The organism is Streptomyces sp. A01, from assembly GCF_059026195.1.
Map to the genome: position 1 here is coordinate 193,333 of NZ_JBWLKN010000002.1, position 13,338 is coordinate 206,670.

General features: G+C 72.6%; 9 protein-coding genes. 4 read left to right on the forward strand and 5 right to left on the reverse strand.

Going from position 1 to position 13,338, the window contains the following annotated elements:
* Positions 1-28: 28 nt before the first annotated feature.
* The gene (locus AC5P1B_RS03235) at positions 29-2,005 is read left to right on the forward strand and encodes a fumarate reductase/succinate dehydrogenase flavoprotein subunit (protein WP_493884841.1); all 1,977 of its coding nucleotides are present in this window, start codon (positions 29-31) and stop codon (positions 2,003-2,005) included.
* Positions 2,002-2,760, forward strand: coding sequence for a succinate dehydrogenase/fumarate reductase iron-sulfur subunit (locus tag AC5P1B_RS03240; protein WP_493884626.1), 759 nt, complete (start codon positions 2,002-2,004; stop codon positions 2,758-2,760). Before AC5P1B_RS03235 ends, AC5P1B_RS03240 begins: the two co-directional genes overlap by 4 nt.
* A 389-nt stretch (positions 2,761-3,149) precedes the next feature.
* Here AC5P1B_RS03240 and AC5P1B_RS03245 read toward each other — a convergent pair whose 3' ends face one another.
* Both AC5P1B_RS03245 and AC5P1B_RS03250 read right to left on the reverse strand, forming a co-directional pair.
* Positions 3,150-5,396 carry an FUSC family protein gene (locus tag AC5P1B_RS03245; protein WP_493884627.1) on the reverse strand — a complete coding sequence of 749 codons (2,247 nt, stop codon included), beginning with the start codon at positions 5,394-5,396 and terminating at the stop codon, positions 3,150-3,152.
* 402 nt (positions 5,397-5,798) lie between these two features.
* Positions 5,799-6,272 carry a hypothetical protein gene (locus AC5P1B_RS03250; protein ID WP_493884628.1) on the reverse strand — a complete coding sequence of 158 codons (474 nt, stop codon included), beginning with the start codon at positions 6,270-6,272 and terminating at the stop codon, positions 5,799-5,801.
* A 446-nt stretch (positions 6,273-6,718) separates the two neighbouring features.
* On the opposite strand from AC5P1B_RS03250, the gene AC5P1B_RS03255 reads away from it, so the two are divergent.
* Positions 6,719-6,874, forward strand: a complete 156-nt coding sequence (locus AC5P1B_RS03255; RefSeq protein WP_493884629.1) for a hypothetical protein — start codon at positions 6,719-6,721, stop codon at positions 6,872-6,874.
* Positions 6,875-7,161: 287 nt separating this feature from the next.
* Positions 7,162-8,670, forward strand: coding sequence for a UDP-N-acetylmuramoyl-L-alanyl-D-glutamate--2,6-diaminopimelate ligase (locus tag AC5P1B_RS03260; RefSeq protein ID WP_493884630.1), 1,509 nt, complete (start codon positions 7,162-7,164; stop codon positions 8,668-8,670).
* A gap of 172 nt (positions 8,671-8,842) precedes the next feature.
* Here AC5P1B_RS03260 and AC5P1B_RS03265 read toward each other — a convergent pair whose 3' ends face one another.
* The 3 genes from AC5P1B_RS03265 to iolB form a co-directional block, all read right to left on the reverse strand.
* Positions 8,843-10,336, reverse strand: coding sequence for a CoA-acylating methylmalonate-semialdehyde dehydrogenase (locus tag AC5P1B_RS03265; protein ID WP_493884631.1), 1,494 nt, complete (start codon positions 10,334-10,336; stop codon positions 8,843-8,845).
* A gap of 195 nt (positions 10,337-10,531) precedes the next feature.
* Positions 10,532-12,409: a 3D-(3,5/4)-trihydroxycyclohexane-1,2-dione acylhydrolase (decyclizing) gene (iolD, locus tag AC5P1B_RS03270; RefSeq protein ID WP_493884632.1), complete on the reverse strand. Its 1,878-nt coding sequence runs from the start codon at positions 12,407-12,409 to the stop codon at positions 10,532-10,534.
* Positions 12,406-13,335, reverse strand: coding sequence for a 5-deoxy-glucuronate isomerase (gene iolB, locus AC5P1B_RS03275; RefSeq protein ID WP_493884633.1), 930 nt, complete (start codon positions 13,333-13,335; stop codon positions 12,406-12,408). The genes iolD and iolB overlap by 4 nt, the downstream gene beginning before the upstream one ends.
* Positions 13,336-13,338: the final 3 nt, after the last annotated feature.

The following is a 13,338-nucleotide window of genomic DNA, read 5'->3' on the forward strand; positions in this document are numbered from 1 at the left end:
GACGGAACTCAGCGGGACGGAGCCGGGCATGGTGGAGGAGTCCGTGGACACGGCGCAGGTGCACGACTCCGCCCACTACACCGTCGGCGAACCCGTCGCCGACACCAAGGCCCCGGCAGGCCCGATCGAGGAGCGCTGGAACCAGCGCCGCTTCGAGGCCAAGCTGGTCAATCCGGCCAACCGGCGCAAGTACACGGTCATCGTCGTCGGGACCGGGCTCGCGGGCGGCGCGGCCGGTGCCACCCTGGCCGAACAGGGCTACCACGTCGTGCAGTTCTGCTACCAGGACTCGCCGCGCCGCGCCCACTCCATCGCCGCGCAGGGCGGCATCAACGCCGCCAAGAACTACCACAACGACGGCGACTCCATCCGGCGGCTGTTCTACGACACCGTCAAGGGCGGCGACTTCCGCGCCCGCGAATCCAACGTGCACCGCCTCGCCGAGGTCTCGGTCGAGATCATCGACCAGTGCGTGGCCCAGGGCGTGCCGTTCGCGCGCGAGTACGGCGGGCTGCTCGACACCCGCTCCTTCGGCGGCGTACAGGTCTCGCGGACCTTCTACGCCCGGGGGCAGACCGGCCAGCAGCTGCTGCTCGGCGCGTACCAGGCGCTGACAAAGGAGATCGCCGCCGGGCATGTCGAGATGCGACCGCGCACCGAGATGCTCGACCTGATCGTCATCGACGGGCGGGCGCGCGGCATCGTCGCCCGCGACCTGATCTCCGGCAAGGTCTCCACGTACCTCGCCGACGCGGTGGTGCTGGCTTCCGGCGGCTACGGCAACGTCTTCTACCTGTCCACCAACGCCAAGAACTCCAACGCGACGGCGATCTGGCGGGCCCACCGCAGGGGCGCCTACTTCGCCAACCCCTGCTTCACCCAGATCCACCCGACGTGCATCCCGCGCTCCGGCGACCACCAGTCGAAGCTGACGCTGATGAGCGAGTCGCTGCGCAACGACGGGCGCATCTGGGTGCCGAAGGCGAAGGACGACCGGCGCCCGCCCGCCGATATCCCGGAGGACGAGCGGGACTACTACCTGGAGCGGATCTACCCGGCGTTCGGCAACCTCGTGCCACGCGACATCGCCTCGCGCGCCGCGAAGACCGTCTGCGACGAGGGACGCGGCGTCGGACCCGGCGGCCAGGGCGTCTACCTGGACTTCGCCGACGCCATCGCGCGCATGGGCCGCAAGGCGGTCGAGGAGAAGTACGGCAACCTCTTCGAGATGTACGAGCGGATCACCGCGGAGAATCCGTATGAGGTGCCGATGCGCATCTACCCGGCCATCCACTACACGATGGGCGGCCTGTGGGTCGACTACGACCTCCAGACCACGATCCCCGGTCTCTTCGCGGTCGGCGAGGCCAACTTCTCCGACCACGGCGCCAACCGGCTCGGCGCCTCCGCACTCATGCAGGGGCTGGCCGACGGCTACTTCGTCCTGCCCGCCACCATCAACGACTACCTCGCCAGGCACCCGCACGACGAGGTCCCCAGGGACCACCCGGCGATCACCGAAGCGGTGTCCGCCGTCACCGACCGGCTCTACGCCCTGCTGTCCAACAACGGCGACCGCACCCCCGACTCCTTCCACCGGGAGCTGGGCGAACTGCTGTGGGACGAGTGTGGCATGGCGCGCACGGAGCCCGGACTGCGCAAGGCGCTGGAACGCATCCCGTCGCTGCGCGAGGAGTTCTGGCGCCGGATCAAGGTGCCGGGCAGCGGCATGGACCTGAACCAGTCGCTGGAGAAGGCCAACCGCGTCTCCGACTACCTGGAGCTGGCCGAGCTGATGTGCCTGGACGCGCTGCACCGGGCCGAGTCCTGCGGCGGTCACTTCCGCGAGGAGAGCCAGACCGAGGGCGGCGAGGCGGAACGCAGGGACGAGGCGTTCTCGTACGCCGCGGCCTGGGAGTTCACCGGCACCGGACGACCCCCCGTACTCCACCGCGAAGCACTCGGCTTCGAGTACGTCCACCCCACCCAGCGGAGTTACGCATGAGGCTCACCCTGCGCATCTGGCGCCAGCACGGCCCCGACGAGCCGGGCGCCATGACCACGTACGACGTGGACGGCATCAGCGAGGACATGTCGTTCCTCGAAATGCTCGACCACCTCAACGAGGAGCTGATCCTCGGCGGTGACGAGCCCGTCGCCTTCGACCACGACTGCCGCGAGGGCATCTGCGGCGCGTGCGGCATGGTCATCAACGGCCAGGCGCACGGCCCCGAGCGCACCACCACCTGCCAGCTGCACATGCGGCACTTCTCCGACGGCGACACCATCGACATCGAGCCCTGGCGCGCCTCCGCCTTCCCGGTCATCAAGGACCTGGTCGTGGACCGGTCCTCGTTCGACCGGATCATCGGCTCCGGTGGCTTCATCTCGGCGCCGACGGGCAGCGCCCCGGACGCACACGCCACTCCGGTACCGAAGGCCGCCGCCGACCTGGCCTTCGAACACGCCGAGTGCATCGGCTGCGGCGCGTGCGTGGCGGCCTGCCCCAACGGCTCGGCGATGCTCTTCACGTCGGCGAAGGTCGTCCACCTCAACGTGCTGCCGCAGGGCGGCCCCGAGCGGGAGAGCCGGGTCCTGGACATGGTCGGCACGATGGACGCGGAGGGCTTCGGCGGCTGCACGAACACCGGCGAGTGCGCCACCGCGTGCCCCAAGGGCATTCCGCTGCAATCCATCGCCACGATGAACCGCGAATACCTGCGCGCCAGCTTCCGCGGCGGCACCCGCCGCAGCACCTGACCCCAGCCGGCCGCCCGGCCCGTCGGGCTGCCTGCCACCGTGCCTCGTGCGGTCTCCCCCCGTCCTCCCCCCGTGGGGCGGGGTGAGGCGGCACGAGGCACGGACACAGCGCGGTACGCCGTACCGCCCACCATCGCGGGGCCCGCGCGGCGAGGCGCGGGCCCCGCCCGGCCCGGGGCCAGGGGGTACTGACCCCGGGCCACCTTCTGTATTCCGCTACTCCGCTGCTTGTCGGCATCCGGATCTCGGCTCCCGGTGGTCCGCCGACGCTGGCCGGCACCACGGGCGGGCACCACGGGCGGGCACCACGGGCGGGCACCACGGGCGGGCACCACGGGCGGGCACCACGGGCGGCGACGGCGGCACGCCGCGCGACCGCCCGCCGCTCGCTACGGCCGGCGCGCCGCCCGGTTGTGGCCGCCCGGGCCACGGGAGAGCGCGCCCGCGAGTTCGTCCAGCGCGTCGACGAGCAGTTCCGCGCAGCGCACGGGCAGTCCGTCCGCGCCCTGCCGGTCGCGCCACGCGTCCAGCGCCTGATGGACGGCGGACCAGTCCAGCGGCCGGCGCTCCCGTACGGCGACGGCCGCGTCCGGCAGCGCGTCCCGCAAGGCCGCGGCGAAGTCCGCCGCCTCCGGCGAGCTGGGGGCGGCGCGGTCCGGCGGGTGCGCCTCAAGCAGCATCGTCACCCGCCCCATCGTGGCCAGCGCCGTCTGGGCCGCGCCCGCCGAGCGGCGTGAGATCCCCCGGTGCCGTACGGGTTCCGCCTGAGCGCGCGACTCGCTCTGCTCCCAGCCCATGCGCGCCGCCCGGGCGTCGAGAAGCGCCTCGCGCACGTGCCGGGGCCTGCGTTCGGCGGGGTTGGCGTGACCGGCGTACACAGCGACCGCGTACCGGCCGCCTGCCAGCAGCCAGTCGGCGAGCCTGTCGCGCAACTTGGGCGTCTCCCAGGCGGGGAAGAGCGCGTACGCGGCCATGGCCAGCAGCCCGCCGAGCAGCGTCAGGCCCACGCGGTCCTGCACGGTCTGCGACCAGCCCTCCCCCGCGATGCCGAGGAGGAAGACGACGTAGGCGCTGATGCACGCCGAGGCCACGGTGAAGCCGGTGCGCAGCAGCAGGTACAGCAGGCCGACACACAGCACGGCGAGGCCCGCGCTCACCTGCGGGCCCGGATGGGCGAGGGCCATGACCGCGCCGCCGAGAAGCACCCCCACCAGCGTTCCGGCGAAACGGGCGACGCCACGCGCGTACGTCTGCTCGAAGTCGGGCCGCATCACCATCACCGACGCCATGGGCGCCCAGTAGCCGTGCCCCAGGGGCATCACCGTGCCCAGCAGATAACCCGCGCAGGAGACCGTCGCCAGCCGCATGGCGTGCCGGAGCACCGGCGACGTCCAGCACGCCTCGCGGCGCAGCGAACGGAGGGCGACGGGCACGAGCCGGGGCACGGTCGGCCGCAGCGTATGCGGCTTGCCCGTGCCGATCGCGAGGGTGCCCGTGGTCTCGCTCATGGAAGGAGGTGAGGGCGCCGGGGCGGCGGCGGGCCGACGAGGTCCGGCGCGCTGGGCGGTGGCCTGGCCCGCGGCCCCGTCCGGGGTGCCCGGACCGGTACCGGTCCGGGCAGCGGACGGTGTGACGGGCCGCAGGGTCTCCAGAGGCGCGTCGGTGGATTCCACGGCGTCGGCCAGGAGGGCCATCAGGCGCAGCGCGGAGCGGCGGGCCGCACCCTTGAGCATCGGACCGGCCGCGGGGACCTCCAGCACGGTCATCGCCTCGGACGGCAGCAGCACCGGCTTTCCGCGCCGGATGGCGTGCGCGACCGCGTCGAGCACCGTCGCCGACGCGCCCAGCAGGTCCCGTACGCGCTCGCGCTCGGGGCCCTCGGCGGGCGCTCCGATCACCGGGTCGGCGAGCGAGGCGAGCACGGGCCGGATGCGTTCGGCCAGGGCGCGGTAGCCGCGCAGCTGGCGCGGGCGGCGGCGGGCTTGACGCGGAGTCATGGAGGCGGCCTGCCGGGCGTCCATCAGCGGCTGCGGGTCGAAGGGGGCCACCGGGTCGTGCCGCAACCGGCGCGCGTAGTCGGCCTCCGCGGCGAACGCGTCGGCCAGCGCGTCGCGCTGCGCACCCCACGGCCGGATCGGGATGAGCACGATGAGCGCCGCCTGCACGAGACCGCCGAAGGCGATCAGCGCGGTGTGGCCCAGGGCCCCCAGCACCGAGGTGGGCAGGGTGACGGTGACCAGCATGACCGCGACCATCTGCGTCGCGACCAGGCCGGACACCGGCCCGACCGCCCAGGCCATGCCGGCGAGCAGGGTCCAGACGCCGAGCAGGACGACGAAGGCGAGGGTGTGGGCCGCGGCCAGATAGCCGAAAAAGGTGCTCACCGCGAGCCCACCGGCGGCAGCGAGGGCCAGCACGGGGCGCGGCCGCCAACTGCGCTGGAAGGTCGCGATTCCCGACGCGAAGGCACCGAAGGCGGAGGAGACCGCCAGCATCGGCGAACCGAGCCACATGAGGAGCCCGACGACGATGGCGACGCCGCACGCGCCGCGCAGCGCGACGAGCGGTTCCAGCCTGGTGCGTTCGATGGTCAGCCCGGTTCGGGCGGTGTCCTTGAGGGCGCGCGACCAGGTCATACCGCGAGAATACGGCGCTGATCAGCGGTGACCGGAAACCGGCCACCGTGCGCCTTCCCACAGCTTTCCCACAGCGTTGAAGGCCCGCCCGCCGGGTACCGGTGCTCCGGAGGGTCGCCCACTGGGCAACTCCGCGGTCGCTCAGGGGGCTTCCGGGGCCGCAGCGGAAGGCACCGCTCCAGCGCCCGTCCTCGGCTGTCCGCGCCGGGCCCGTCCGCGCCCCGGTGTCCGCGCCACGAGTCCGGCTCCCTGGCGGCTCCTCCCGACTCCCGCGCAGCTGCTCCCGGCTTGCGGCCTCTGACCCGCGAACCCTTCCCCGCCCCGGGTCCGGAGGCCACGAACCCCGGCCTCCGAAGTCAGCGCCCCGGGGCCGGGTCCGGCACCCGGGGCGCCCCTGCCGGATCAGGCCTCGGGCGGGGCGCAGTTGACGTCCGCCAGCTTCATGGGCTGGTTTCTGTCGAGCCCGACGTACGCGGTGAACGCGGTGATGTTGTCCCCGCCCGACCAGGTGGTCGTGACCGTGGCCCAGCCCATGCCCGCCGACTGGGCGGTGGTGACGGGGCCGACCTCCACATCCTTGGGCACGTTCCGCGAGCAGAGGAGCAGGTCGTGATCGGGGGTCTCACTCACCTTCTTCCTCAGCTCGTCGGTGACCAGGTGCTGGCGCTCCCAGTCACGGGGGCCGTGGTTTCCGTAGAACCCCTCAAGGAAGTGGTGCACCTCCTCGGCCTCGTACTGCTGAGGGGCCGATTCGGGCGTGACGGTGTCGGCCGCCGCCGGTACGGAACCGGCGAGGCTGAGCCCCAGGACGAGAGCGGACGCGGAGGCGGCGGCCAGCACGGCCGGACGGCGATACGAGGAACGGAGACGGAACATAGCTATTCCTCCCACTTGTCATATGTTGTGCTGATTTACACTGCTATGACGCTATTACCAAGGAAGACTCCGAAGGGGCCGGAAGGGTTGCACGGACACTCCGGCGTACCTGCGCATGGTCACGCGATCAGCCCACCCCGGCCTGATGCCGTCACTCACTCCTCAGCCACCGTCCTCGGCCCTCAGTCGTCGGCACGGCGACGGCGGGCGTCCAGCGGTGGCCCGGCCACCCACCGGCCGCGGTCTCAGCCATTCACGGTTGCCGAACCGGCCTGGGCCGCCGACGTCGCGCACGGGCGCGCGGGCCCCCGGCACGGCGTGACCAGCCATGTCGGAACAGGCCGGGCAGCCCCGGCGCCCGGCCCCACGGGCCGGGGCCAGGCCCCCGCACCACGAGTCCCCGCAGCACGGACCGTTCCGGCCGCCACCGGCCGTAGACTGGGCCCATGAGTCGCACACGTTTCGCAGAGGGATGCCCGCCCAGGGCCTCCCTCGGCGTGTGCTCGCCCACCGCCCAGTCGGCGGCGAGGCTCGGTCCGGCGACGGCGGTCGACGCCGAGACGCCGAAGGCCGGCCGGGGCGCCCTGCACGGCCACGGCTAGCGATTCCGTCGCAGCGGCCCTCTTCCTCCGGGGCCTTCGCCTGAGGCCCACGCCTCTTCCCGCACCACCTCCGATCGCTCTTCCCTCCGCTGGCAGCACGCCGAACAACCCGATCACCGCATGCCGCCCTAACCGGGCCGGGCTGCCGTGTCCGGCGCCCGCCACGGCCGCGCCGAGCGGCCCCGCCGTCCCCGCTCCACCTCACCACCGCAGCCCGGCACGCCGTCGGCGCTGCCCCCAGGCGACCGCCGCCGCGACCGGGCGTAGCCACCTTCGAAGGGATCACCGTGAAGCTGAGCGAACTGCTGGCCGGCCATGACCACCAGGTACTCCAGGGCGACCCGGAGACGCGGATCACCGCGGGCGCCAGCTTCGACGCCCACCGGGTCACCCCGGGCTCACTGTTCATCGCGGTGCCCGGTCACCAGGCGGGCGGCCCCGAGTCCGTCGGCCCGGCACTCGCGCGCGGCGCGGTCGCGGTACTCGTCGACGGTGGAGCCCCACCTCTTCCCGCCTCCGTGTGGGCCTCTGCCGCCGACATGTGCGTCGTGCGGGTGCCGGACACCCGGGCGGCCGCCGCCGTCATCGCTTCCCGCTACCACCGCGAGCCGGGCCGCGAGATGAGCATGATCGCGATCACCGGCACCAACGGGAAGACGTCCGTGTCGTACATGGTCGAATCGGTGCTGCGGATCTCGGCGGGCGCGCGGATGGGCGTCATCGGGACGGCGGGCAGCCGCATCGGCGACGAGCTGATCCCCATGCCGAGGTCGGTACTGACGACACCCGAGTCGCCGGACCTCCAGTATCTGCTGGGGCACATGCGCGACCGGGGGGCGACCGGCGTGGTGCTTGAGGCGACGTCGATGGGGCTGCTCACGCACCGCGTCGACCGTGCGTTCGTCAACGTCGGCGTCTTCACGAACCTGACGCAGGACCACCTGGACGACCACGGGACGATGGCGAACTACCGGGACGCCAAGCTGCGCCTGTTCCAGGGCCTTTGCGAGCACGCGGTGGTCAACGCCGACGACCCGGTCGGCGCCACCATCCAGGCGATGATGCCCGGCGAGGTCACCACGTACGCCCTTGACACGGAGGCGGACTACCGGGCCACCGATCTGACCGTCAGCGCCTCCGGCACCCGCTTCACCCTGCATCACGCCGGACACGCGTACCCGGCGGCCGTCCCGCTGCCGGGCCGGTTCTCCGTGGCCAACGCGCTGGCCACGATCGCCGCCGCCCACCACCTCGGGCACGACCTGGCAGGGCTGATCACCGCGCTGGAGCAGATGCCCCCGATCCCCGGCCGGTTCGAACGGTTCGAGACCCCCGAAGGCGTCTCGGTCATCGTGGACTACGCCCACTCCCCCGACTCCCTGGACAAGGTCCTCAGCACGATCAGGAGCTTCGCCACCCGCCAGGTCATCACCGTCTTCGGCTGCGGAGGCGACCGGGACATCACCAAGCGGGCCGAGATGGGCGAGATCGCCGGAACCCACTCCGACCTGTGCGTCCTCACCTCTGACAACCCCCGGTACGAGGACCCCACGACGATCCTGGACCACATCACCCCGGGGCTCGTGGCCAGCGGCACCCGCTATGAGCGGTTCACCGACCGCCACAAGGCCATCGCCTTCGCGATGTCGGCCGCCGAGCCGGGCGACATCGTCCTGATCGCGGGCAAGGGCAGCGAGCCGTACCAGATCGTCGGCGACGCGCTGCTGCCCTTCAGCGACATGGCGACGGTGCGCGAGCTCGCCGGGCCGGAGGGCGCGGTTCCGCTGCCGCGGTGACGCGTCGGCAGCGGGCCCTGGCCCCTCGGGCCCCCGCTCCTCCCGGTCCGCCGGCCCCGGGGCCCCTGGCCCCTCGTACGCGAGGCAGCGGACCGCGGGGCCAGGCGTTCCAGTCAGCGGTACCGGCTACGGCTACGGCTACGACTGCCGGTTACCAGCTACCGGCAACCCGTCAGCGATTGCTCGGGAAGCCCAGGTCCACGCCCGCGTCCTCCGGGTTGGGCCAGCGGGTGGTGACGACCTTGCCGCGCGTGTAGAAGTGCACGCCGTCGTTGCCGTAGATGTGGTGGTCCCCGAAGATCGAGTCCTTCCAGCCGCCGAACGAGTGGTAGCCCACCGGGACCGGGATCGGCACGTTCACGCCGACCATTCCCGCCTGGACCTCCATCTGGAACCGGCGGGCGATGCCGCCGTCCCGGGTGAAGATGGCGGTGCCGTTGCCGTACGGCGAGTCGTTGATGAGGCTGACACCCTCCTCGTACGTGTCGACGCGCAGCACCGAGAGCACCGGCCCGAAGATCTCGTCACGGTAGGCATCCGTGTCGGTGGAGACCTTGTCGAGGAGGGACAGGCCGATCCAGTGGCCGTCCTCCAGGCCGTCGACCGTGTAGCCCGTCCCGTCCAGGACCACCTCGGCGCCCTGCGCGCTCGCACCGTGTACGTACGAGGCGACCTTGTCGCGGTGCGCCCTGGTGATGAGCGGGCCCATCTCGGACGCGGGGTCGTCGCCGGGGCCGATCTTGATCTTCGCGGCGCGTTCGGTGATCTTCGCGATCAGCGGGTCGGCGGTGGCGCCGACGGCGACGATCGCGGAGATCGCCATGCACCGCTCACCCGCCGAGCCGTACGCCGCTGAGACGGCGGCGTCGGCCGCCGCGTCGAGGTCGGCGTCGGGGAGCACCAGCATGTGGTTCTTGGCACCGCCGAGCGCCTGCACGCGCTTGCCGTTGGCGGTACCCGTGGTGAAGATGTGGCGGGCGATCGGGGTGGAGCCGACAAAGCTGACGGCGGCGATGTCCGGGTGCTCCAGAATGCGGTCGACGGCCACCTTGTCGCCGTTGACGACGTTGAGGACACCGTCGAGCAGCCCCGCCCGCCCGGCCAGCTCGGCGAGCTTGTACGCGGCGGACGGCACCTTCTCGCTGGGCTTGAGCACGAAGGTGTTACCGCAGGCGATGGCCAGCGGGAACATCCACATCGGCACCATGGCGGGGAAGTTGAACGGCACGATCCCGGCGACGACGCCGAGCGGCTGGCGGATCGCGGCGACATCCACGCGCGTCGAGACCTGGGTGGACAGCTCGCCCTTGAGCAGTTGCGGGATGCCACAGGCCAGTTCGACGATCTCCAGGCCGCGCGCCACCTCGCCGAGCGCGTCGGAGTGCACCTTGCCGTGTTCGGCGGTGATGAGCAGCGCGATCTCGTCGCGGTGCGCGTCAAGCAGCTCGCGGTACTTGAAGAGGACGGAGGTGCGCTGGGCGAGCGAGGACGTGCCCCAGGTGGCGTACGCGGCCTTCGCGGCGGCGACAGCCGCGTCCACCTCGTCCGCGAAGGCGAGGGCGACCTGGGTGGTCTGCACACCGGTCGCCGGGTCGGTGACCGGGCCGTAGTTGCCGGACACGCCCTCGACGGGCTTGCCGCCGATCCAGTGGTCGATGGTCTTCATGGGTGCGGGACCTTTCTCGCGAGGCGGTGCGGGGCGGTGCGGGTGGTCCGGTACGAACCGGGAGGTGCGGGTCGGGCGGGGTGTACCGGACGGCGGCGGTCGGGGGCGGGGACGAGATGACGGGTGCGGGCGGCGGGGCGGCTGCCGTGCGACCGGTCGGGGCCTGGCGGCGAGCGGTGAAGGCGGGCGGGAGCGTCAGAGGTGGCGGCGGCGGGCGGCGGCCTGGCGGGCGTACTCGGCCCGCGCCTTGACCGCCGCGGGGCGGGTCGCCGCCTCGGCGACCGGAACATCCCACCACGCCTGTGCGCCCGGCGCGCTGGACACTGTGTCGGCTGTTTCCGTCTCCACATAGACACATGTGGGCTGATCCGAGGCTCTGGCGGTGGCCAGCGCCGCCTTCAGCTCGCCGACCGTGGAGGCGCGCAGCACCTCGATGCCCAGACTCGCCGCGTTGGCGGCCAGATCGACGGGCAGCGGCTCACCCGTGTACGTACGGTCGGCGGCACGGTAGCGGTACGCGGTGCCGAAGCGTTCGCCGCCGGTCGCCTCGGAGAGGCCGCCGATGGAGGCGTAGCCGTGGTTCTGGATGAGGACGAGGTTGATGTTGACGCCCTCCTGGACCGCCGTGACGATCTCGGTGGGCATCATCAGATACGTGCCGTCGCCGACCAGTGCCCAAACCGGCCGGTCGGGAGCCGCGAGGCGGACGCCGATCGCGGCCGGGATCTCGTACCCCATGCAGGAGTAGCCGTACTCCAGGTGGTACTGGCGCGGCGACCGCGCGCGCCACAGCTTGTGCAGGTCGCCGGGGAGCGAACCGGCCGCGTTGATGACCACGTCCGTGTCGCCGACGGTCGCGTCGAGCGCGCCGAGCACCTGCGTCTGCGAGGGGCGCGCGTCGTCGTCGGGCGCCGCGTACGCCCGCTCGACGGCCTCCTCCCATCGGGTCTTGCCCACCCCGTACCCGGCCTCGTACGCCGCGTCGACGCGGTAGCCGCGCAGCACGTCGGTGAGCGCTTCAAGACCCGCGCGGGCGTCGGCGACGACCGAGAGGGCGGCCATCTTGTGGGCGTCGAACGAGGCGACGTTGAGGTTGACGAAGCGGACTGCCGGGTCGGCGAAGAGGGTCGCCGACGCGGTGGTGAAGTCCGAGTAGCGGGTGCCGACACCGATGACGAGGTCGGCGCCTCGGGCCAGGTCGTCGGCGACGGCGGTACCGGTGTGGCCGATGCCGCCGACGTCGGCCGGGTGGTCGTGGCGCAGGGACCCCTTGCCCGCCTGCGTGGAGGCCACGGGGATGCCCGTCGCTTCGGCGAAGGTGCGGAGCGCGTCCTCGGCCTCGCTGTGGTGGACGCCGCCACCCGCGATGAGCAGCGGGCGGCGGGCGGCCCGTACCGCTTGTGCGGCGTCGGCCAGCGCGGCCGGGTCGGGCGCGGCGCGGCGCACGTGCCACACCCGGTCGGCGAAGAACTCCACCGGCCAGTCGTACGCCTCGGCCTGCACGTCCTGCGGCAGCGCCAGCGTCACGGCGCCGGTCTCCACCGGGTCGGCCAGCACCCGCATCGCCTGGAGGGCGGCGGGGATCAGCGCCTCGGGGCGGGTGACCCGGTCGAAGTAGCGGGAGACGGGGCGCAGCACGTCGTTGACGGAGATGTCGCCCGCGTACGGCACTTCGAGCTGCTGGAGCACGGGCTCGGCGGGGCGGGTGGCGAAGCTGTCGCCGGGCAGCAGGAGGACCGGGAGGCGGTTGATGGTGGCGAGCGCGGCGCCGGTGACGAGGTTGGTGGCGCCGGGGCCGATGGAGGTGGTGACGGCTTGCGCGGCGAGCCGGTTGGACTGCCGGGCGTAGCCGACGGCGGCGTGGACCATCGCCTGTTCGTTGCGGCCCTGGAGATACGGCATGGCCGCGTCACCGGTTTCCAGCAGGGCCTGCCCGAGCCCGGCGACGTTGCCGTGGCCGAAGATGCCCCAACAGGCGTTGATCAGGCGGTGGCGCTGTCCGTCGCGCTCGGTGTACTGCACGGCCAGGAACTCCACGAGGGCCTGTGCCACGGTCAGGCGTCGGGTGCTCATCGGGCGTCTCCTGTGGGCTGGGGGCCGGACTTCGGCGGGCCCGCGGTGTAGAGGGGGAGGCGCGGGTCGACGGGCTGGCCGGGCCAGGTCCCGCGAATCCACGCGTGGTCGGGGTGGTCGCAGATCAGCCAGTCGCGCTCGGCGCCCGGACCCGCCATGACGTTGAGGTAGTACATGTCGTGGCCGGGCGCCGCGATGGACGGGCCGTGCCAGCCGTCGGGGATGAGGACGGCGTCACCGGTGCGGACCTCGGCGAGGACGTCGGTCTTCTTGCCGGGCCCTGAAGGGGTCACGCGCTGGTAGCCGAGTCCGGGTGACCCGTGGGCTTCGGCGATTTCGAAGTAGTAGATCTCTTCGAGCTCGGACTCTTCGCCGGGGCGGCACTCGTCGTGCTTGTGCGGCGGATAGGAGGACCAGTTGCCGCCGGGGGTCAGCACCTCCACGGCGATGAGCTTGTCGCACTCGAAGACCCCGGCGGCGCCGAAGTTGTTGACCTGCCGGGAGCAGTTGCCGGTGCCGCGCAGCTCCACGGGGACGTCGGAGGCCGGTACGTGGCGGGCGGGCAGGCGGCGCTCGCAGCGCGCGCCGGTCAGTGCGAACCGGCCGCCGGCGTCGGTGGTGACCCGCGCGTGGGCGTCACGCGGCAGGTAGACGAAGTCGGTGACGCCGCTGAACACGCTGGCGCGCCCGGGCAGCTCGAAGGTCTCGTCCCCGTCGGTGGCGACGGTGCAGCCGCCGGACAGGGGCAGCACGATCCACTCGCTGTCGCCGGTGGCGAACGCGTGCGAGCCTCCGGCCGGCAGGTCGAGCACGCGGAGCGAGGAGTAGCCCCAGCCCGCCCGCTCGGGGTCGATATCGAGGGCGTACGGGCCGTCGGCCGCGCTGCCCGCCGGTAGGTGGAAGCTCTGCGGTGTCGTAGCAGTCATACG

Bases quoted from the DNA above. Each gene is read 5' to 3' on its own strand.
- AC5P1B_RS03235 (WP_493884841.1), top strand. From the start codon at position 29: ATGGTGGAGGAGTCCGTGGACACGGCGCAGGTGCACGACTCCGCCCAC.
- AC5P1B_RS03240 (WP_493884626.1), top strand. From the start codon at position 2,002: ATGAGGCTCACCCTGCGCATCTGGCGCCAGCACGGCCCCGACGAGCCG.
- AC5P1B_RS03245 (WP_493884627.1), bottom strand. From the start codon at position 5,396: ATGACCTGGTCGCGCGCCCTCAAGGACACCGCCCGAACCGGGCTGACC.
- AC5P1B_RS03250 (WP_493884628.1), bottom strand. From the start codon at position 6,272: ATGTTCCGTCTCCGTTCCTCGTATCGCCGTCCGGCCGTGCTGGCCGCC.
- AC5P1B_RS03255 (WP_493884629.1), top strand. From the start codon at position 6,719: ATGAGTCGCACACGTTTCGCAGAGGGATGCCCGCCCAGGGCCTCCCTC.
- AC5P1B_RS03265 (WP_493884631.1), bottom strand. From the start codon at position 10,336: ATGAAGACCATCGACCACTGGATCGGCGGCAAGCCCGTCGAGGGCGTG.
- iolD (WP_493884632.1), bottom strand. From the start codon at position 12,409: ATGAGCACCCGACGCCTGACCGTGGCACAGGCCCTCGTGGAGTTCCTG.
- iolB (WP_493884633.1), bottom strand. From the start codon at position 13,335: ATGACTGCTACGACACCGCAGAGCTTCCACCTACCGGCGGGCAGCGCG.